This is a genomic window from Paraburkholderia sp. UCT70, assembly GCF_050434085.1.
In the GTDB taxonomy this organism is placed as follows: domain Bacteria; phylum Pseudomonadota; class Gammaproteobacteria; order Burkholderiales; family Burkholderiaceae; genus Paraburkholderia; species Paraburkholderia tuberum.
Genome location: NZ_JBNPVZ010000002.1, coordinates 1,399,879 through 1,418,630, shown reverse-complemented (window position 1 = coordinate 1,418,630; position 18,752 = coordinate 1,399,879). Strand labels below are relative to the sequence as shown.

Here is an 18,752-nt window from a genome sequence, read left to right as displayed (position 1 = left end):
CCTACCCCTTGACGGCGCCCGACGCGATGCCGCGCACGAACCAGCGGCCCGAAATGAAATAAACCGCGAGCGGCACCAGCGACGTCAGGATGGTCGCCGCCATATTGACGTTGTAGAGCCGCTCGCCGGTCGTCGTGTTAATGATGTTGTTCAACTGCACCGTCATCGGTAGATTCTTCGTGCCAGCGAACACAAGGCCCAGAATGAAGTCGTTCCAGATGTTCGTGACCTGCATGATCAGCGCGACGACGATGATCGGCGTCGACATCGGCAGCATCAGTTGAAAGAAGATGCGCCAGAAGCTGCCGCCGTCGATGCGCGCGGCCTTGAACAGCTCCTGCGGAATCGACGCGTAGTAGTTGCGGAACAGCAGCGTCATCACCGGCATGCCGAACATCGTATGGATCAGCACGATGCCCGGCAGCGAGCTGAACAGATGCACGCTCGCGAGCACGCGCACGAGCGGATAGATCATTACCTGCACTGGAATGAACGCGCCGACCAGCAGCACGCCGAACAGCAGACCCGCGCCGCGCGGCCGCCAGAACGACAGCGCGTAGCCGTTCACCGCGCCGACCATGATCGACAGCACCGTGCTTGGCACGACGATACGCACCGAGTTCCAGAAGCCGACGCGAATGCCGTTGCAATCGAGCCCGGTGCAGGCCGACTGCCATGCGGCGCTCCACGCGTCGAGCGTGAAATGCATCGGCAAGCCGAGCAGATTGCCGAGGCGGATCTCGCTCATCGGTTTGACCGACGTGACCAGCATCACGTAGAGCGGCAGCAGAAAGAACACCGCCGCGGTGAGCAAAAACGCGTAGATGCCGAGCCGCGCCGGCGAGAACGCCGAGCGGCGGGGCCGCGTGCGCGCGCGATGCGGCATGCCGCCGTTGAGCGTGGAATCGAGCGTGTTCATCCTCTCTCCCCGCGCAGCGCCGCACGGCTGCGTGCATAGAAGAACGGTGCGAGAACCGCCAGCACCGTCGCGAGCAGCACGATCGATGCAGCCGACGCAAGGCCGATGTTCGCGCGCCCGAACAGATAGTCCATGATGAATTTGGCCGGTACTTCGCTCGCAGTGCCGGGGCCGCCCTGCGTCATCGCGACGACCGCGTCGTACAGCTTCACGACCATCACGAACAGCAGCACGAACGCGGTCGAGATCGACGGTCCGAGCATCGGCACCACGATGCTCGCGTACACGCGCCAGCGTGGAATGCCGTCGATGCGCGCGGCTTTCCACAACTCTTCGTCGATGCCGCGCAGGCCCGCGAGCAACAGCGCCATCACGAGGCCCGAAGCTTGCCACACGGTCGCGAACACGATCGTGTAGATGACCCAGTCCTGATCGACGATCCAGTCGAAGCGCGCATGCGCGAAGCCGAGATTGCGCAGCACCTGCTGCGCACCGAGCGCGGGATTCAGGATCCATTGCCACACGAGCCCGGTCGCGACGAACGACATCGCGTACGGATACAGAAACACCGTGCGCAACGCGCCTTCCGCGACCACTCGCTGATCGATAAAGATCGCCAGCAGCAAGCCGATCACCATGCACGCGATGATGAAACACGCGCCATAGATCACGATGTTCTGCAGCGACGTCAACCAGCGGTCGTTGTGAAAGAGCCGCACGTACTGCGTGAAGCCCACGAAGTCGTTCGACGGAAACGTGTGCGAATTGCTGAGCGACACGCGCGCGGTCCAGACCATCGTGCCCAGGTACGTGAACACGACGGTCAGGAGCATCGGCAGCAAGGCCAGCCAGACCGCGATCGAAAACCGCCGGTTCAGCGGCTTGTTTCGCGGTTTGGGGTGCGACTTACCCTGTGGTTTCGAACCCTCGGCTGGCAGCTTGAGCGCGTGCATGGCGAGGCCTAGCCCTTCAACGCGCTGGCGAACGCTTTCTGCGCGTCGTCGACGGACTCGTTCTTGTTCCAGAAGTTCGTCACGACGTCAGTCAGCGCACCCTGCGTATCGGGCGACAGCAGCATTTCCGGATTCGGCAACTGGCGCGACTTGTCCTTCATGATCGCGATGCCCTCCTTGGCGCAGACGTCGAGGCTGCTTTCGTCGACGTCAGACCGGATCGGAATCGAGCCCTTCTTCGCGCTGAACGCGACCTGCGCGGACGGCGAGGTCATCACCGTGGCGAGCAGATTCTGCGCCTTGATCGCCGACGCGCTGTCGGTCTTCGGGAACACGAAGACGTCGCCCGCGACCAGATACGGCGAACGCGGACCGAAGCCCGGGAAGCAGCCGAAGTCCTTGCCCGCCGTTTGATTCGCCGCGACGAACTCGCCCTTCGCCCAGTCGCCCATGATCTGCACGCCGGCCTTGCCCGAAGTCACGAGCGCGGTCGCGTCGTTCCAGTTGCGGCCAGGCGAGCCCGGATCGACAAAATCGTGCAGCCGCTTGAACGACACGAGCACCTTTTTGAACGCATCGGAGTTCACCGCGTTCTGATCGTGATCGCGATAGACCTTCATATACAGGTCCGGGCCGCCCACATCGGCAAGCACCGCGTCGAATGTGATCTTCTCCTGCCACGGCTGGCCGCCGAACGCGAGCGGAATCACGCCCGCGCTCTTCAGCTTGCCGAGATCGGCGATGAATTCGTCGTAGCTTTTTGGCTCGCTCGCGATGCCCGCTTTCTGGAACACCGGCTTCGAGTAGAAGAACCACGCGGGCATATGAATGTCGACCGGCGCCGCGTAGAAATGGCCCTTCACGCGGATACTGTCGAGAATCGACTGCGGGAAAATGCCGTTCCAGTTTTCTTTCGCGGCGACGTCGTCGACGTTATTCAGGAGCCCCTGGTCGATCAGATCGTGAAACTGCTTCGACGTATTGAACTGGGCGGCGGTGGGTGGATCGCCGCCGACGATCCGGTTGATCGCGGTGGCACGCGCCTGATCTCCGCCGGCGACTGCGTTGTCGACCCATTGGCCGCCGGCCTTGTCGTACGCGACGGCAAACTGTCGAATCGCGGCCGACTCGCCGCCCGAGGTCCACCAGTGAATCACGTTAGCCTTGAGCGGTTCCGCATGCGCGACGACACCATACAGCGCCAGTGCCGCAACTACGCCTCGCAAGACCATTCTGTTGCTGTTCATTCCGTCTCCTCCAGGCTCAGTGCCCGTGTGTCAAGTCGAAATACCTTCCGTCTCCACCCGGCTTTACATCGTTGCTGCGTCGTTTTAATTGTGTTTATTGCGCTTGCGCGTTGCGATCTTCGAGGAATTTCGACACCAGCTCCGCGCTGCGCTTGACCGTACGCTTCTGCGTTTCGTAGTCGACGTGCACGATGCCGAAGCGTCGCTCATAGCCGAAAGCCCACTCGAAGTTGTCCATCAGCGACCACAGGAAATAGCCGCGCACGTGGACGCCCGCCTTGATCGCCTGATCGACCGCGGCGAGATGGCGCTTCAGGAACGAGATGCGCTGCGTGTCCTCGACGCGGCCGTCGATCACCTTGTCGTCCGATGCCATGCCGTTCTCGGTGATGTAGATCGGCGGCAGATTGGCATAGGTATTCCTGAAACCGGTCAACAGATCGCGAAGACCGTCAGGGTAAACCTCCCAGCCCATCTGCGTGCGCTCGACACCCTCGAGCGGCACCTCCTTGAAACCGTGCCCACCATCGCTCGCCACGTTGGTGCGGAAATAATAGTTGATGCCGAGAAAATCGAGCGGCGTATTGATCGTCTGCATGTCGCCTTCGAGCACGAGCGGCTCGCTGCCCGGCCACAACTCGAACAGGTCTTGCGGATACTCGCCCTTGAACAGCGGATCGAGAATCCACGCGTTGTGCTGAACTTCGAACAGCTCGGCCGCGCGACGGTCGGCGGCGTTGTCGCTATTCGGCGTGCCGCGCCCGACGTTCGCGACGATGCCCTTGTGCGAGCGCGGGTCGTTCGCGCGCAGCACCGGAATCGCGAGACCGTGCGCGAGCAGCAGATGATGCATGGCCTGCGCGGCGAAACGCAGGTTCGAGAGTCCCGGCGCGTGATGGCCGTTGCCGTAGCCGAGGTACGCCGAACACCACGGCTCGTTGAGCGTCGCCCACGCATCGACGAGGCCGTGCAGCTCGCGGCTCATCAGATCCGCGTAATCGACGAAACGGTACGCGGTTTCGCGATTGAGCCAGCCGCCGCGATCCTCGAGATGCTGAGGCAGATCCCAGTGATAAAGCGTGACGAAAGTCGTGATGTTCTTCTCTTTGAGCCGTCCGAGCAGGCGCTTGTAGAAGTCGAGCCCCTTGCGGTTCGGCGTGCCGTTTTCGTCCATCACACGCGGCCATGCGGTCGACAGCCGGTACGCTTCGAGGCCGAGGCCCGCGAGCAGGTCGACGTCCTGTTCCCAGCGATGATAGTGATCGCACGCGACGGCGCCGGTGTCGCCGGCCAACACCTTGCCCGGTGTGGCCGAGAACGTGTCCCAGATCGACGGCAGGCGGCCGTCTTCGTTGACCGCGCCTTCGATCTGATACGACGCGGTGGCCGCGCCGAGCAGGAAATCCTGGCGCCACAGCGACGAATCGGCGGGCGGTGTGAATGGATCGGAATGCGGTTCGCCGTGAGCGGTTGGACGGGCGGCGTCGATGATTGCGGATGCGTCGTTTACCACGGATTCTCTCCTGCCAATGAGGTCGTTGAACCGGGTGTGGTGGAACTCGAGGCACTGGCGTTTGGACTTACTGTCAACGCTTAAGTGGAAGCGCTTCCACACTGTCCAGCGAACGATAGCAGCGGGGAAATCGGCGCAGCAATCCGGGTTTGTCTGGAGGGGTTTCTGGCATGCGTGCGAGGGTGATGCGGCGCGCATCGAGGGTTGTCCGACTGCAACGGACAGTTGCAGCTTCCGACGAAAATCCCTGGCAGCCATGCAACGCAAAGTCTCGGATCGCCGACAATCGGCTTATCCACTGAGGCATGGAAGACGATTGCGATGAGCGAATTCAATCTGTCGGAACTCTACCGCGGCTATATCGCCTGCCTGAACACGCAGGACTGGTCAAAGCTACGAGACTTCGTTGGCGAAGACGTGAAGTACAACGGCCAACGAATCGGTTTGTCGGGCTATCGCGAGATGCTGGAAAGAGACTTCCGCGAAATTCCGGACCTGCACTTCGAGATTCAGATGCTGGTTTGCGAGCCGCCACATATCGCAAGCCGATTGCATTTTGACTGCACACCCATCGGCATGTTACTTGGGCTTCCCGTGCAAGGAAAACGGGTGGAGTTTTCCGAGAACGTCTTCTACGAGTTTGGTGACGGCAAGATCCAGCAAGTCTGGTCGGTCATCGATAAAGCCGCGATCGAGAGTCAGTTGTAGCGGCTCAAGGACACGCCGCGCTCACACGTTTCTCTTTGGCAGCCCTGGCGCGTGTCGCTCGCGTGCATCTTTTTGTGCGCGCGGAGACGCCCCCTCAGCGAGGCTGTCACGGAGCGCATCGCTCCGGCAAACCTCCGTCTCCGTTGAATTCGCTATGCGCGGCACTCATGGCAAAACCGAACTCGCGCGGCAATTCCGCCATGTGGGGAAATGCCGCGGTTATCAGAAACGCACGCATTTCACTTCGATTCTTTTTATCGGGCGAACGCGCTCATCTATGGCTTGTCGTCCTCGCGATCGGGGTCGATGTCGGGATCGAGTGGCGGCTCATCCGGGTCCTGCGATGGACCGACGTCGGGCAGATCCGTCTGCACGACGTCGGACTGATCCGGGCGAATCGGGTTTTCGTCCTTGTTCGGTATGGTTGCCATGGCCGGTCCTCCCTAGGTCGTTGCCATGCTGAAGCGGCAGCAAGTTCTGCTCCCGATCCAGACGCGGCGATGCCCTTTCCGGTCACAAGTCGAAGCCCATTTGCGCACGGCCAAGCTCGGTGAGATCGTCTGGCGTCGCGCGGCCGACGAAATCGACTTCGAAATGATCGGCCGGAAAATCCGGCGGGCTCCTGCCTTCGAGAAAGCCCGGCAGTTGCCGCTTCAGATACGCATCGTTCTTCGCGCAGCCCGGCAGCGAAGCGATATACATGAATTTCAACCGGCAATTCAAAGCCGCCAAGGACATGACGCCGGTTGAATTCAGGCAGCAGTTCGCGGACGCGCGGCGGGCGGAGCAACAGATGTCGCCAATGCTTACCGAGCGCGCGCCTTCTCTTCGGAGACTCCGGAACATAGGAGACGGCAAACGGATGTCCCGGCCCTCGCGCGCAGGCCGGCAGTCCGAATGACCGGACTGCTCGGCGAGCAATCCCTGCAGGCGCCAGACATTTTTTGCACGTCTGGGAGAGTACTTCCAGCAACGGTTGGGCCAGAGATTTTATGGCGCAGACTATGCGCTGGCGGCGAAATTTCAACGCGACGGCCACGCGCGGCTGGTCGACTGCAACACCCGGCTCTGGAGGCGCTCCATGAACGAAGAAGCGATACGTGCAGCCTTGAACGCACACTGGCGAGCGTCGGCGGACGGCGATCTCGACGCCGAACACGCTATCTACGCCGACGATGCGCTCTGCGACTATCCCCAATCGGGCGAGCGAATTCATGGACGAACCAATTTGCAGGCGCTGCGCGGCCATCATCCCGGCAAGCCATCGGGATTCGCAATCAGGCGCATTCAAGGCGAGGGCAATCTGTGGATCACCGAGTACACGATCAACTATCGGGGGCGCATCGCTTACACGGTCAGCGTGATGGAGTTCCGCGAAGGCAAGGTCGTCCACGAGACGCAGTATTTTGCTGATCCGTTCGAGGCACCGGATTGGCGGAGTCAATGGGTTGAGCGAACCGCGTGAAAAAACGCGCCGCGGCCGTGTAAGACCAAGGTCCGATTGATGACAAACGCGCGCGTGCGACTATGCCCCGAGGGGGCTGAAGCCCGAACTTGACGAGGTTCGCTATGCGGCAGGCCAAGATCGTTATCGTCGGCGCGGGGCTGGTCGGGGGATCGGCAGCGCTGTTCGTGGCGTTGGCCATTCCGAGTGCGAAAGTCGTCATCATCGATGTCGCGCGGGTGCGCGCTGAGGGACAGGTTCTCGATCTCGCCCACGCCGCGGCATTCTGGGGGCACAGCCGTTTTCGCGCAGGGGACTACGAAGACGCGCGTGACGCCGACATCGTCGTGATCACGGCCGGCGCCGGCGTCAAACCCGGCGAGACACGCCTGCACCTTGCCAGAACCAATGCGGACATCGCGACCGAAATCGTCGGGCGGATCGCGCCGCTCGCGCCCGACGCCATCTATCTGATCGCGACCAACCCATGCGACGTGCTGACCGGCGCCGTTTACGACCAACTGCGTTGCGAGCGCGAGCGCGTCATCAGCACGGGAACCTCGCTCGATACCGGGCGGCTGCGCTCCCTGCTGTCCGAGCGGCTCGGCGTGGTGGCCTCCGCGATTCACGCCTATGTGCTCGGCGAGCACGGCGAATCGGCCGTGATCCAGTGGTCCGCCGCAACGGTCTGCGGCATGCCCCTCGAAACCTTCCTGACGCGGAACGGTAAGGAGCTGGGCCCCGCCAGCAGGGATCTGATCCTGCGCTCCGTCCACGAGGCGGCGAAGCTCATCAAGGAAGGCAAAGGCGCCACCCATTACGGCATCGCCAGCGCGATAGGAAGGATCTGCGAGGCCATCGTGCACGACACCGATCTGATTCTCACGGTTGGCATCGTCCAGCCCGAAGTGGAAGGCGTACCGGACGTGTGCGTGTCGCTGCCAATGGTCGTCAATGGCGCGGGCGCGCGGTTAATCGCCTATCCGGAACTCGACCCTATCGAGCGCGAGACCTTGCTAGGTAGCGCGCGCATCGTCAAGGACGCGACGGAAAGCGTGCTCCACGAGCGGTGACGCCTTCCCGCGCACTCCGAAAATACCCAACCACGCCGGCACGAGGTCCATCATGGCTCCTACACCTGCCAAGGTTTCACGGCCCACCAGTTCGCCTCCCGCCACGCCGAAGCCCTCGGTCGGACTGCCGGCCGGCGTCTGGAAATATCTGGTACCGATCGCGGTCGGCGTCGTGCTGTGGTTTCTGCCCGCGCCCGCCGGGCTCCAGCCGAAGGCGTGGCATATGTTCGCCGTGTTCGTCGCGACCATTGCCGGCATCATGACCGCCCCGCTGCCGATGTCGGTGGTTGCCATCATCGGCTCGACCATTGGCGTGCTCGTCGGCGTTCTGTCGTTTGCCGACGTCACCAAATCCACCGGCACCGACCTCGTATGGCTCGTCATGCTCGCGTTTTTCATTTCACGCGGCGTGATCAAGACCGGCCTTGGCCGCCGGATCGCCCTTCTGTTCATGCGATTGCTGGGAAAGCGAACGACCGGGCTCGGCTACGGGCTCGTGTTGACCGAACTCGTGATCTCCCCCGCGATGCCGAGCATCACCGCGCGCGCGGGCGGCGTGATGTTGCCGATCACGCGAGCCATTTCCGAAGTGCTGGGCAGTCACGCCGATCCGGAATCACGCGCGAAGGTGGGACGCTACCTGATTCTCTGCGCCTTCCACGCGAACATCATCACGGCGGGCATGTTCATCACGGCAATGGCGGGCAATCCGCTGGCGGTCAGGCTGGCCGCGGACCAGGGCGTGTCGATCAGCTGGCTCGACTGGGCGGTGGCGGCGTCGATCCCCGGTCTGCTGTGCCTCGCAGTCATTCCGATCGCCATGCTGTGGATCGCCCCGCCGCAGGTCAGACGCACCCCCGATGCCACCGACCTCGCGCAACGAGAGCTCACAACGATGGGCCCCGTCTCGGTCAAAGAAATCATCATGGCGTGCATCTTCGTCGGCTTGCTGGTGCTGTGGGTGTTCGGCGACGATCTCGGCGTCGGCGCGACGCTCGCGGCGGCGATCGGCGTTTCGTTGCTGTTCATCAGCGGCGTGCTGACCTGGCAGGACGCGCTGAACGAGAAGTCCGCCTAGGACACGATGATCTGGATCGGCCTGCTCATCATGCTGGCCTCCAAGCTCAACGAATATGGCATGGTGAGCTGGTTCGGCAAGGAATTCGGCGCGCATCTCGCGGGCTTTCCGATGCTGGCGGTCTATATGATGGTGGCGGCGATCTACGTTTACATTCACTACTTTTTCGCCAGCGCCACCGCGCATATCAGCGCGCTGTTTCCGCTCTCCATGGCACTGATGGTCGCCGCCGGCGTCCCGCCCTTCGTCGCCGCAGTCTCGCTCGGGATTCTGAGCAATGTGAACGGCTGCCTGACGCAATATGGCATCGGCTCCGGTCCCGTCATGTTCGGCGCGGGCTACGTGACCCAGGGCGAATGGTGGAAGGCGGGATTTTTGATGAGCCTGTTTTACATGGTGGCCTGGCTGGTCGTTGGGCCGCTTTGGTGGAAGGTGCTGGGGCACGTATGAGAGATTCGCGCCGGGGCAAGATGGAGCGCAACATTCCAGATCGAGTCTAATTGGATAACATAGGGCCGCGAAACTTCGCTTGCAGATGCTGTATCGTGAGCGCCTACGCCCTTGCAAAGGTCCACGATCTCCGTCCAGACGTCTCAGATGATTCCGCTCCACCGCAATCCAGCTTTCTATCAGCTCCTTGCCGACAGCTACGCCCAGCGGCTTGGTCGTCCGCTGGTGCCGCAGGCCATGCCCGTGGACGAAGCAACCGTATGGCTCTACGAGAGTGCCCCATTCGCGGTACTCGCGCACAACGCCGATCCCGACCCGCTCTTTATCTACGGCAACAAGGCCGCACAGCGCCGCTTTGGATACAGTTGGGATGAAATCATCCGACTGCCGTCCCGACTCTCAGCCGAGGCCCCGAACCGCGAGGAGCGGCAGCAATTCCTGGCACGCGTCCAGCGGCTGGGCTACGAGGCGGGCTACAAGGGCGTGCGTGTCACTAAGTCCGGCCAGCGCTTCATGATCGAGGAAGCCACGCTGTGGCAACTTCGCGACGCGGACGGCAAACTGCACGGCCAGGCCGTTGTCATCCCGCGGACGCGCGACATCTGATCTCATGCCAACGGTTGATGCGTGAGCCTCACGGAAGTAAGCAGTTGCGCGTCCCGCCGGCCGTGGAACGGCTCTACGGTCGGCCCGTCACGCGCTGCACCATCGCGTAGACAGCGGCCCCTTTAAAGGTGGATGAGTGGGCGACGTGCATCTGCACTGCCGCGAAACCACGAGACGAGATACCCTTGACGAAGACCTTTGTGGGGTCGATCTGATAGCGCTGAAGTTATGTGATCGTGGACGTGGCCGATCCGGCCTCCGCGATGGGGCTCGAGGTGGCGGCTAACGCTTTTGCCTGTGCAGATGCTGCCGGTCCACTTACATCCGTACTGGCCCAATCGCCACCGCCCCCGCATCCGAGGAGACCGATCGCTGACACGGTTGCCGACGCTAACCGTTGGCCTAATGTCATCGTCATCATGGTCGAACTGCTCATCGTTCACAGCGAGTCGCAGCAGTAGGGGCGAATGAGCAAGATTGCGGCTCGGCCGAAGCAGTGCCTTTAGGTGGCAGCAGAGGCCTACTTGATTGCCTTGCTTGTCGGCGTCACGCGCGGATCGTCGCACAGTCGCTGGCAGCCACCCTTGCATAACGGCATGAGACCCACGCTAAGCTGTAGATATCCACTGCGCCCAGTGCTATCTTTTGCATAAGGCAATTTCTCCAGATGAGTGTCAACATATATATATTGCGGCTTTATACCAAGTTCAATCAAAAATTCTTTTAGCAGCGTGCCCCGCGACTCTGCCAGTTCTTTAGCATTGGCTTCCCCAACGTAAGCGTTTGCGACGATTTGGGCTTGAATCTCAACATTGGGCCATTGCCGGGCATTCAATACCATGCTCACCATTTTTAGACGGTAGGCGTTTGGAATTCCTTGGTAGTTCAGTGGAACGCTTTCGGTCAAATCTTCCGATATCGTACAAGCCATCAATTGCTGCGATATAGCAAAAGAGAATACAAAAAAAACGGATAAAATAATTTTTTTGATCATATTACCAAATCTTCTTTTCGGAAAATTCACTGAGGGTATCAAAATGGGCAATATAGCACGCGAAATTGTCTGCATTCCTGCATGCCCCCTCTGGATCAGTTTGCGCCCAATAACCAATACCAGGTCCAAAACCATAAACTACATCGTCTGAATCGAATGTATCGGCATAGTGCGTACATTCATGAATCAAGACCTTCAACTTGCAATTTGTCGAAACATCAACATCAGGAAGGGTACAAAAATGTGGGTAGATTGCGATTATTCTACGTGCCGAATCTGGCTTGCATACTGCCGCATCGTTGCCCCCTCTATCGGAAGCTATTGCACACGAAATCTGCAATACGCTCATTTATGAGAATCAACGCTGCGTCTCGCAAACGCATTATTAGATTTCGAAACTCGGCGTTGCTCATATTTTCACATATTGGCAACGTATTGATTACGACATTGGATATTGAAGCAGGAGTTGTATTGGTAATGGCTGTGCCGACCTCGGCCCATTCTTCATTCTCGTCGGTCTTGAGGTATTGGCTATTTTTGCTCGAAAAGTCATTTGTCATCTGTTCTCCCATAATAAAAGAATTACCTGCTGTCCGCCGCTATGACCCGGCAACATCGATAAAAACCTGCTTTGCGTTACCTGTTGAAACACGCTGGGTGCGCCCCTGAGCATCCGTAACGCCTTTCGCAAGGACCCTCGAACCGACGCGTATCCGGTAACGCACCCCCGCCTGTCGCTTGCCAGTGGAGTCTCTTAACTCGAACTGCTCATTGAACCGTTTGGGGGCACGCTCGCGACAATCGCACGCCCATGCGTAACCCAGGGCTTCGGCCATGTCGTAACCGTTTGAATACGACTTCAGCCTATCGAACGGAAACCATTCGCCGGTTTCGGCGTTCAGCGCCATGGCGGACGGCATTGGCGGGAAGTTTGAGTAGATTGAATAGGTGATACGGCAAAGCTGGCACTCTTCCTTGCCGCCGGTTTCATCCTGTTTCTGCTGTCCCATTTGACCTCCTCTGATTTTCCAGAAAACACCCGACGAATTAACCATCTAAACGGAGTCTCGGTCAACGACATTAATTTGAGATTAAAACTTTTTGACAAAAATTCACGATGAACTCGGGCATCTCATTTTTAAGCTCATCGTTCGGATGAGTCTCTTTTACACCGTTGCATGGCTGGTTGTTGGCCCGCTCGGGTGGAAAATGCTGGGCATATATGAATGATTCGCGCCGAGTCCCGGGATGCATCGAACGTGGGCATCGCCGCACTATTCACACGATGTCGCCACCGGAACTCTGCCGCCCAACTCGTCGAAATGAGTCGATCTGAAAAGCGACGGAGCCGATCTTCAATGCACCTTCGGTGATCGACAGGAATCCGACCGTGCGCCGTCGAAAGCTCGGAACGCTCGTTCGGAGTTCGACCGGCCGGGCCCTATCACAGCAATGGCTTATCGGAGAACTCGATGGCTACGAACACTTCAGTGTGGTGATGGTTTCGGTTCAGGAGATCGACTATCTCGATCTGTCGACGAGAGGGGCACGCGTGGCACGGCCATTGGATCGCGCCGTGAACGAAGCTTGCACGTTGTCACCCTCTACTTACCGCGTCTTCAATCCCCCGCCGATCATCCCTGGAAACCGCCAGTCTCGAAGGTTCCCCGATCATAAGCTTCGCAATAAGCCTTCCAGTCAGCCGCGACCTGCGCCTCACACTGCGTCGCAAGATCGATCAACGGCAGTTGCCAATCGCGCCGACTGCCAAACGCGATCAAATCGTCTGCGATCGCCGACTTCTGCCGCCCTCCGCTGCGCAGATGCGCCCACGCGCTCAACTCGGCCATGCTGTTGATCACTGCCTCGAGTCGCGGCAGCTTGCCGTCCCAGCCGGCAAGCACGACGCGATCTTCCGATGGCTGCAAACTCCGCAGCACATAGGAGCGCTGGTTGAATTCCACCGCGTGCAAAAAGGCCTGCGAGACCGCCTGATTGCGCCGCTGCACTTCGACGACACGCTGCGCCTCGGTCTGCCACTTCGGCTGCGTCGCCGTCACGTGCGCACTCACTGATGACGGCAGCGCCTCTTTCAAATCGATCAGGTAGTTGCCATCGGGCGAGCCCTTGCCCTCGACCAGAATCACATAGCGATCGACACCGAGGCTGCCCGTCCCCGCAATGCGGCGCGCGACATCGAGCGTGCGGTAGAACTCGGGATTCGGCTCCGTCACCGCGAACTGCTGCATGAACTGCGCGACCGCGGCACGCCGTTCATCGCTGACGGGCAGCGCTTTCTTGCCGTCGACCTTCAGCATGCGCGTTTTGCCCTTGAGCACCGTGCGCCGGTCCAGATGCACGGCACGCGTGCGGCTTGCGAGCGCGACGAACAGATCGCGCACCATGCCGGTCGCGGTCTCCGCTTCGATCCAGCGCGACTTGCCGTACGCGAGCGCGGCGCCGTAGGCATCGAGCGCGGTGTGGCACAGCGCGAGCGCTTCAGCGCGGCTCAGCTTCAGGTTGGCCGCGCCGACCAGCACGCTCGTCAACAGACGCACGAGCTCGTACGGAACCGGCGCGAGACAGGCTTCGTCGAAGTCGTTGTTGTCGAAGTAGACGAGGCGATTGTCGCCCTTGTAGCTGCCGAAATTTTCGAGGTGCATGTCGCCGCAGATCCACACGTGCGGCGCGTCGTCGAGTACGTTCGCGCGCGGCAGACGCGCATAGAACAGATGGCAGGTGCCGCGCAGAAACACGAACGGCGAGCCGCGCATGGCTTTGTATTTCATCGCGAGTCGTTCGGGGTCCCGCCCGGCGTTGAAGTTGGCGATGATCTTTGCGATATCGGACATAGCGGGTTCCGTTGAATGGGCAAGCTCGACGTGAGCTCCATGCCTGCTGCTGTGACCTCGGAGCGTGCCGCGAATTCAATGCGCGTTCAACCCGGATGCAGTGACGTGACCAGCGCCTGCAGATTGAACGGGCGCACATGGATCATGCCGCCACGCGGGCTGTCGATATCGGCGATCAGCGCAAACGCCAGCGCCAGCACGCTCGACGAACGGCTCGACCTGGCATTCGGGCTGTCGTTGCTTGTCGCGGCAGTGGCGATCGGTGGGCTGCTTGCCTACGGGTATCGCCAGTGGGCGCGCTCGACCGGCGTTCAACGCGACCGCGCTCCTGTTGCTGACGAACGCCCATGGTGGTTCGAATACATGTCCAATGTCATCAATGCGTCGCATCCGCTCTGGACGTGGCTCAAAGCAACCTGCGGCGTCGATTGTGCTTACGATCTGCTGGACTGGGCTTTTCCAGCGACCACCGTCGCCATACTCGCCTTCGTGATGAGCGGGACGCGCTACGCGATAGCCAGCCATCGGCGCTCGCTCGCCTAGTCAGGTCGCCGCCGCGGTGAGCAAGGTGATTGCATCGCCCGGCCCCACTCACCCCTCCCCACCGAACCTGCGCCGATACGCCCCCGGACTCGTCAACGCGATCCGGCGAAAATGCCGCCGCAACGACTCCTCCGACCCGAATCCCGCCAGCTCGGCGACGCGCGCCATCGGCAGCGGCGTCGCGGCTTCGAGCAACTCACGCGCAAGCGCGACGCGCTCCCTGACGAGCCATTCATAAGGCGCCATGCCGGTCGCGTCGCGGAACTGCCGTTGCAGCGTGCGCGGGCTCATCGCCGCGCGCCCGGCGAGCGAGCGCAGCGTATGCGGCTCGGCCGCATGGCTGCGCATCCAGTCCATCAGCTTCGCGATACGTCCGCTTTCGTCGGGCGGCATCGGGCGCGGCACGAACTGCGCCTGGCCGCCCTCGCGATGCGGCGGCACCACGAGCCGTTGCGCGACGCGATTCGCGACCGCGCCGCCATGATCGCGCCGCACCAGATGCAGCAGCATGTCGAGCCCGGCCGCCGATCCCGCCGACGTGATCACCTGCCCTTCATCGACATACAGCGCGTCGGGCTGCACACGCAGTTGCGGATAGCGCTGCTGCAACTTGTCCGCGTAGCGCCAGTGAGTCGTCACGGTCTTGCCGTCGAGCACGCCGGCCGCCGCGAGCACGAACACGCCCGAGCAGATCGAGCAGAACCGCGCGCCGCGCTCGTATGCCGCGCGAAGCTTGCACAGCAGCGCGGCCGGCGGCACCTCGTCGGCATCGCGCCAACCCGGAATCACGATCGTGTCGGCGCTCGCGAGCAGCTTCAGCGTGTAGGGCGCGGCCAGCGTGATGCCGCCCGCCGCGCGGATCGGACCGGGCTCGCTCGCGCAGACCGCGAAGCGATACCACGACACGCCGAGCTCGGGACGCTCGATCGCGAACAATTCGGTCACGCAGCCGAATTCGAAGGTGCAGAGCCGGTCGTAGGCCAGCGCGACGACGAGATGATTGTGCATGGCGCAATGTTACCGAAGATTGACGATCACGCCACTTACCGGGCGACCCGCCGCTCGTCACAATCGATCGTGCCTGAAACGCGCGCGCCCCACCACCCGATCAACTCACCCCTGCTGCCATGACTCACGACAACCTCACCACCGTCCCGAACGCCGTCACCGCGATCCCCGCCGCCGACAGCGCCGCCGCGCTCGCGCACTTCCAGGCGTCGCTGCGCTTCGAAACCGATTGCGCCGACGTCCACGCCGCGCTCGCGAGCGGCGCGTTCGGCTTCGTGCTGCTCGACGTGCGCAGTCCCGCGCTGTTCGCGCAGGGCCACGTGCCGGGCGCGCTGAATCTGCCGCACGGCAAGATCGTCGCGTCGAAGCTCGCGGCTTATGCGCCGGACACGCTGTTCGTCACCTACTGCGCGGGCCCGCACTGCAACGGCGCGGCGCGCGGCGCACTGCGGCTCGCCCAGCTGGGGCGGCCCGTCAAGCTGATGGCGGGCGGCGTCACCGGCTGGCTGGACGAAGGCTTCCAATTGAGCCGCGAGGACGCCGATCCGCCGTCCGATCCACGCTCGGATGCATAGCGTGACTCGCAATCCGATACGCGTTCCAGCGCGGCATCCGCCGCCGTCCGCGCGCCCGTTTTGTCCCCTGTTCGCAAATCGCAAATAAGTTGAACAAAAGTTGGAAAAGTGCCGATAAGATGTCCAGCCGGACTCCTCCCGGCGGACCCAATATGCAGAGTTCATATAATTTCTGGCTCGTCGCGATTTCGTTCGCGGTCGCGACACTCGCGTCGTACACCGCGCTCGATCTGACGGGCCGCATCTTCCTGCTCGGCTCGACGCGCCGGCGGCATGCATGGCGGCTCGGCGGCGCGTTCGCGCTCGGTGTCGGCATCTGGTCGATGCACTTCGTCGCGATGCTCGCGTTCTCGCTGCCTATCCCGCTCGGGTATGACCTGGCGACGACCGCCTGCTCGCTGGCCCTCGCGATCGGCGCTTCGTATCTGGCGCTCTCGCTGACGACCCAGCAGCGCCTGACGCCGGTCCGGCTGCTGATGGGCGGCGTGGCGATGGGGATCGCTATCGCCGGCATGCATTACACCGGGATGGCGGCGCTGCGCATGGCGCCCGCGATCCACTACCAGCCGGCATGGTTCGCGGCCTCGATCGCGATCGCGATCGGTGCGTCGAGCGCCGCGCTGTGGATGGCGCGCGCGCTCAGCAACGAACACGAGCGCCATATCGTGCGCAAACGTCTCGCCGCGGCGCTGGTGATGGGCGTCGCGATCAGCGGCATGCACTACACCGGCATGGCCGCCGCCGACTTCGCGCCGGGCGCGATCTGCGGCGCGGCCAACGACATGAATGCGCAATGGCTCGCCACCTCGGTGGTCCTGCTCACGTTCGCGGTGCTGATCGTCACGCTGATGCTGTCGCGCTTCGACGTGCGCACCACCTTCCTGCTCGGCGCGGTGTCGCGGCTGAACGGCCAGATCGTGCGGCTCGCGACGCTCGACGCGCTGACGGGGCTGCCGAACCGCGCGACGCTGACCGAGCGGATCGAACGCGCGATCAGCGGCGCGCGCCGCCAGCGTACGTTGTTCGCGGTGCTGTTCATGGATCTCGACGGCTTCAAGACGATCAACGATTCGCTCGGTCACTCGGCCGGCGACGCGGTGCTGTCCGCATTCGCGCAACGCCTGCAGCAATGCGTGCGTTCGAGCGACACCGTCGCGCGGCTCGGCGGCGACGAGTTCGTCGTGCTCACGGAACACCTTACGTGCGGCGACGACGCGGCCGCGCTCGCCGACGGCGTGCTTCACCGGATGCGCCAGGGCACGTGGAGCGACGAACAACCGCTGCAGGTGATGCCGAGCATCGGCATTGCGCTCTATCCGCGCGATGGCGACAGCGTCGAGACGCTGCTCCAGCACGCGGACGCCGCGATGTACGAAGCGAAACGCGCCGGCCGCGGCACCTACCGCTTCTTCGAGCGCAGCATGAACGAGGCCGCCACGCGCACGCTGCGGATCCAGCAAGTGCTGCACGACGCCTTCGCGAATGATCGTTTCTCGCTGCTGTTCCAGCCGAAGTTTCAGCGCGGCGGCGACGCGCTCGCGGGCGCCGAGGCGCTTATCCGCCTGCACGATCCGGAAATGGGCGCGCTGACGCCGGCCGAATTCATCCCGGTCGCCGAGCGCTCCGGGCAGATCGTGCAGATCGGATACTGGGTCGTGCGTGAAACCTGCCGGCGCATTCGCGGCTGGATCGAACAGGGCCTGCCGGCGATGAAGGTGGCGATCAACCTGTCGCCGCGTCAGCTGTTGCAACCGGACCTCGTCGAGACGATCCTCGACATCGTCAGGAGCGAGGGCGTCGCGTGCGAGCAGATCATGTTCGAGATCACCGAGACCGTAGCGATGCAGGATGCCGCGCGCACCGTCGAAGTAATCCGCGCGTTTCAGGCGAGCGGCTTCGACATCTCGATCGACGACTTCGGCACCGGCTATTCGAGCCTCGCGTATCTGCAGCGCTTCCAGGTGAAGCAGCTGAAGATCGATCGCTTCTTCATCAACGGTCTCGACGCGAACGGCGCCGCGGGCAGCGCAATCGTGTCGGCGATCATCGCGCTCGCGCACTCGCTCGAAATGGACGTGGTCGCCGAGGGCGTCGAAACCCAATCGCAGCTCGACAAGCTGTGCTCGATGATGTGCGACGAAGTGCAGGGCTACCTGCTCGGCAAGCCGATCAACGCCGACGACTTCGGCGCAATGCTCCGCGGCAGAACGATGGCCGCAAGCGGAGTCTCTATCTGAGCAGCGTCTCCCCCAACGCCGCTAGCCGTTCGGTCAACGCCTCGCTCGCACGCGTCATCGGCAAACGCAATTCGTTGCGCACCCATCCCCGCGCCGCGAGCAGCGCCTTCACCGGCGCGGGATTCGGTTCCGCGAACGCGAGCTGGATCTGCGGCACGAGCGCGTGAAAAATGCGTCGTCCTTCGTCGAACTTCCCCTGCGTCAACGCGCGATAAAGCGCGACGAAACGCTCGGGCCGCCAATGCGCCGACGCCGCGATCGCCCCACTTCTACCCGCGCACACCGTCGAGAAGAGCTCGAGGTCATTGCCCGCGAGCACTTGCAGACGGCCGTCGCGAATCAACGCGAGCGTCGTGTCGAGCGAACCGGCGCAATCCTTGATCGCCTGAATTCGCGGATGCACGGCGAGCGTCAGCAGCGTGTCGAGGTCGAGCCGCACGCCGGTGCGTTGCGGAATATCGTAGAGCACGACTGGATGCGCGCTCGCGTCCGCGAGCGCGCTGAAATGCGCGACGATGCCGTCCTGCGAGGGCCGACGAACCAGCTCGCGGA

General features: G+C 62.2%; 17 protein-coding genes and 3 pseudogenes. 8 read left to right on the top strand and 12 right to left on the bottom strand.

Going from position 1 to position 18,752, the window contains the following annotated elements; all coding sequences use genetic code 11:
• Position 1 precedes the first annotated feature (1 nt).
• The 4 genes from OKW41_RS08870 to OKW41_RS08855 form a co-directional block, all read right to left on the bottom strand.
• Positions 2 to 919: a carbohydrate ABC transporter permease gene (locus tag OKW41_RS08870; RefSeq protein WP_429572220.1), complete on the bottom strand. Its 918-nt coding sequence runs from the start codon at positions 917 to 919 to the stop codon at positions 2 to 4.
• Complete coding sequence (locus OKW41_RS08865; RefSeq protein WP_429446346.1) at positions 916 to 1,872, bottom strand: carbohydrate ABC transporter permease; 957 nt, start codon at positions 1,870 to 1,872, stop codon at positions 916 to 918. Before OKW41_RS08865 ends, OKW41_RS08870 begins: the two co-directional genes overlap by 4 nt.
• Before the next feature lie 8 nt (positions 1,873 to 1,880).
• A complete protein-coding gene (locus OKW41_RS08860; RefSeq protein WP_429572219.1) occupies positions 1,881 to 3,119 on the bottom strand; it encodes an ABC transporter substrate-binding protein in 1,239 nt (412 codons plus the stop codon).
• A 94-nt stretch (positions 3,120 to 3,213) separates the two neighbouring features.
• Complete coding sequence (locus OKW41_RS08855) at positions 3,214 to 4,632, bottom strand: GH1 family beta-glucosidase (protein ID WP_429572218.1); 1,419 nt, start codon at positions 4,630 to 4,632, stop codon at positions 3,214 to 3,216.
• Between the two features lie 321 nt (positions 4,633 to 4,953).
• Between OKW41_RS08855 and OKW41_RS08850 the strand changes: the two genes are divergently transcribed.
• Positions 4,954 to 5,340, top strand: coding sequence for an ester cyclase (locus OKW41_RS08850; protein WP_429348248.1), 387 nt, complete (start codon positions 4,954 to 4,956; stop codon positions 5,338 to 5,340).
• Between the two features lie 275 nt (positions 5,341 to 5,615).
• Here OKW41_RS08850 and OKW41_RS08845 read toward each other — a convergent pair whose 3' ends face one another.
• Complete coding sequence (locus OKW41_RS08845; protein WP_429446341.1) at positions 5,616 to 5,771, bottom strand: hypothetical protein; 156 nt, start codon at positions 5,769 to 5,771, stop codon at positions 5,616 to 5,618.
• Positions 5,772 to 5,853: 82 nt separating this feature from the next.
• A pseudogene (locus OKW41_RS08840) lies at positions 5,854 to 6,042 on the bottom strand (YbiU family protein); the annotation flags it as partial.
• A gap of 379 nt (positions 6,043 to 6,421) precedes the next feature.
• Here OKW41_RS08840 and OKW41_RS08835 point away from each other — a divergent pair.
• The 4 genes and pseudogenes from OKW41_RS08835 to OKW41_RS08820 all read left to right on the top strand — a co-directional run bounded on the left by OKW41_RS08835 (position 6,422) and on the right by OKW41_RS08820 (position 9,991).
• Positions 6,422 to 6,805 (top strand): nuclear transport factor 2 family protein, encoded by a 384-nt coding sequence (locus tag OKW41_RS08835; RefSeq protein WP_429572217.1) that lies wholly within the window; start codon positions 6,422 to 6,424, stop codon positions 6,803 to 6,805.
• Between the two features lie 104 nt (positions 6,806 to 6,909).
• Entirely contained in the window at positions 6,910 to 7,857 is a 948-nt protein-coding gene (locus OKW41_RS08830) for a lactate/malate family dehydrogenase (RefSeq protein WP_187613962.1), read from the top strand.
• 52 nt (positions 7,858 to 7,909) lie between these two features.
• A pseudogene (locus OKW41_RS08825) lies at positions 7,910 to 9,385 on the top strand (DASS family sodium-coupled anion symporter).
• A gap of 147 nt (positions 9,386 to 9,532) precedes the next feature.
• Positions 9,533 to 9,991: an MEKHLA domain-containing protein gene (locus OKW41_RS08820; protein WP_429572216.1), complete on the top strand. Its 459-nt coding sequence runs from the start codon at positions 9,533 to 9,535 to the stop codon at positions 9,989 to 9,991.
• 520 nt (positions 9,992 to 10,511) lie between these two features.
• On the opposite strand, the gene OKW41_RS08815 is transcribed toward OKW41_RS08820, so the two are convergent.
• The 4 genes from OKW41_RS08815 to OKW41_RS08800 form a co-directional block, all read right to left on the bottom strand.
• A complete protein-coding gene (locus OKW41_RS08815) occupies positions 10,512 to 10,985 on the bottom strand; it encodes a hypothetical protein (protein WP_429572215.1) in 474 nt (157 codons plus the stop codon).
• Between the two features lies 1 nt (position 10,986).
• The gene (locus tag OKW41_RS08810; RefSeq protein ID WP_429572214.1) at positions 10,987 to 11,334 is read right to left on the bottom strand and encodes a M35 family metallo-endopeptidase; all 348 of its coding nucleotides are present in this window, start codon (positions 11,332 to 11,334) and stop codon (positions 10,987 to 10,989) included.
• Positions 11,335 to 11,584: 250 nt separating this feature from the next.
• Positions 11,585 to 11,995, bottom strand: a complete 411-nt coding sequence (locus tag OKW41_RS08805) for a hypothetical protein (RefSeq protein ID WP_429572213.1) — start codon at positions 11,993 to 11,995, stop codon at positions 11,585 to 11,587.
• A 624-nt stretch (positions 11,996 to 12,619) separates the two neighbouring features.
• Entirely contained in the window at positions 12,620 to 13,837 is a 1,218-nt protein-coding gene (locus tag OKW41_RS08800) for a DUF2252 domain-containing protein (protein WP_429572212.1), read from the bottom strand.
• A 15-nt stretch (positions 13,838 to 13,852) separates the two neighbouring features.
• Between OKW41_RS08800 and OKW41_RS08795 the strand changes: the two genes are divergently transcribed.
• Entirely contained in the window at positions 13,853 to 14,380 is a 528-nt protein-coding gene (locus OKW41_RS08795; RefSeq protein WP_429572211.1) for a hypothetical protein, read from the top strand.
• Positions 14,381 to 14,428: 48 nt separating this feature from the next.
• Here the strand turns inward: OKW41_RS08795 and ftrA are convergent, their stop codons facing one another.
• Complete coding sequence (gene ftrA, locus OKW41_RS08790) at positions 14,429 to 15,388, bottom strand: transcriptional regulator FtrA (protein ID WP_429572210.1); 960 nt, start codon at positions 15,386 to 15,388, stop codon at positions 14,429 to 14,431.
• Positions 15,389 to 15,507: 119 nt separating this feature from the next.
• Between ftrA and OKW41_RS08785 the strand changes: the two genes are divergently transcribed.
• Positions 15,508 to 15,963 (top strand): rhodanese-like domain-containing protein, encoded by a 456-nt coding sequence (locus OKW41_RS08785; RefSeq protein WP_429572209.1) that lies wholly within the window; start codon positions 15,508 to 15,510, stop codon positions 15,961 to 15,963.
• A 152-nt stretch (positions 15,964 to 16,115) separates the two neighbouring features.
• A complete protein-coding gene (locus tag OKW41_RS08780; protein ID WP_429572208.1) occupies positions 16,116 to 18,200 on the top strand; it encodes a putative bifunctional diguanylate cyclase/phosphodiesterase in 2,085 nt (694 codons plus the stop codon).
• On the opposite strand, the pseudogene OKW41_RS08775 reads toward OKW41_RS08780, so the two are convergent.
• A pseudogene (locus OKW41_RS08775) lies at positions 18,193 to 18,735 on the bottom strand (dihydrodipicolinate synthase family protein); the annotation flags it as partial. The gene OKW41_RS08780 and the pseudogene OKW41_RS08775 sit on opposite strands and share 8 nt — an antisense overlap.
• Positions 18,736 to 18,752 lie beyond the last annotated feature (17 nt).

Coding starts and splice junctions, on each gene's coding strand:
- OKW41_RS08870 (WP_429572220.1), bottom strand. CDS start 919: ATGAACACGCTCGATTCCACGCTCAACGGCGGCATGCCGCATCGCGCG.
- OKW41_RS08865 (WP_429446346.1), bottom strand. CDS start 1,872: ATGCACGCGCTCAAGCTGCCAGCCGAGGGTTCGAAACCACAGGGTAAG.
- OKW41_RS08860 (WP_429572219.1), bottom strand. CDS start 3,119: ATGAACAGCAACAGAATGGTCTTGCGAGGCGTAGTTGCGGCACTGGCG.
- OKW41_RS08850 (WP_429348248.1), top strand. CDS start 4,954: ATGAGCGAATTCAATCTGTCGGAACTCTACCGCGGCTATATCGCCTGC.
- OKW41_RS08845 (WP_429446341.1), bottom strand. CDS start 5,771: ATGGCAACCATACCGAACAAGGACGAAAACCCGATTCGCCCGGATCAG.
- OKW41_RS08835 (WP_429572217.1), top strand. CDS start 6,422: ATGAACGAAGAAGCGATACGTGCAGCCTTGAACGCACACTGGCGAGCG.
- OKW41_RS08830 (WP_187613962.1), top strand. CDS start 6,910: ATGCGGCAGGCCAAGATCGTTATCGTCGGCGCGGGGCTGGTCGGGGGA.
- OKW41_RS08820 (WP_429572216.1), top strand. CDS start 9,533: ATGATTCCGCTCCACCGCAATCCAGCTTTCTATCAGCTCCTTGCCGAC.
- OKW41_RS08815 (WP_429572215.1), bottom strand. CDS start 10,985: ATGATCAAAAAAATTATTTTATCCGTTTTTTTTGTATTCTCTTTTGCT.
- OKW41_RS08810 (WP_429572214.1), bottom strand. CDS start 11,334: ATGAGCGTATTGCAGATTTCGTGTGCAATAGCTTCCGATAGAGGGGGC.
- OKW41_RS08805 (WP_429572213.1), bottom strand. CDS start 11,995: ATGGGACAGCAGAAACAGGATGAAACCGGCGGCAAGGAAGAGTGCCAG.
- OKW41_RS08800 (WP_429572212.1), bottom strand. CDS start 13,837: ATGTCCGATATCGCAAAGATCATCGCCAACTTCAACGCCGGGCGGGAC.
- OKW41_RS08795 (WP_429572211.1), top strand. CDS start 13,853: ATGGGCAAGCTCGACGTGAGCTCCATGCCTGCTGCTGTGACCTCGGAG.
- ftrA (WP_429572210.1), bottom strand. CDS start 15,388: ATGCACAATCATCTCGTCGTCGCGCTGGCCTACGACCGGCTCTGCACC.
- OKW41_RS08785 (WP_429572209.1), top strand. CDS start 15,508: ATGACTCACGACAACCTCACCACCGTCCCGAACGCCGTCACCGCGATC.
- OKW41_RS08780 (WP_429572208.1), top strand. CDS start 16,116: ATGCAGAGTTCATATAATTTCTGGCTCGTCGCGATTTCGTTCGCGGTC.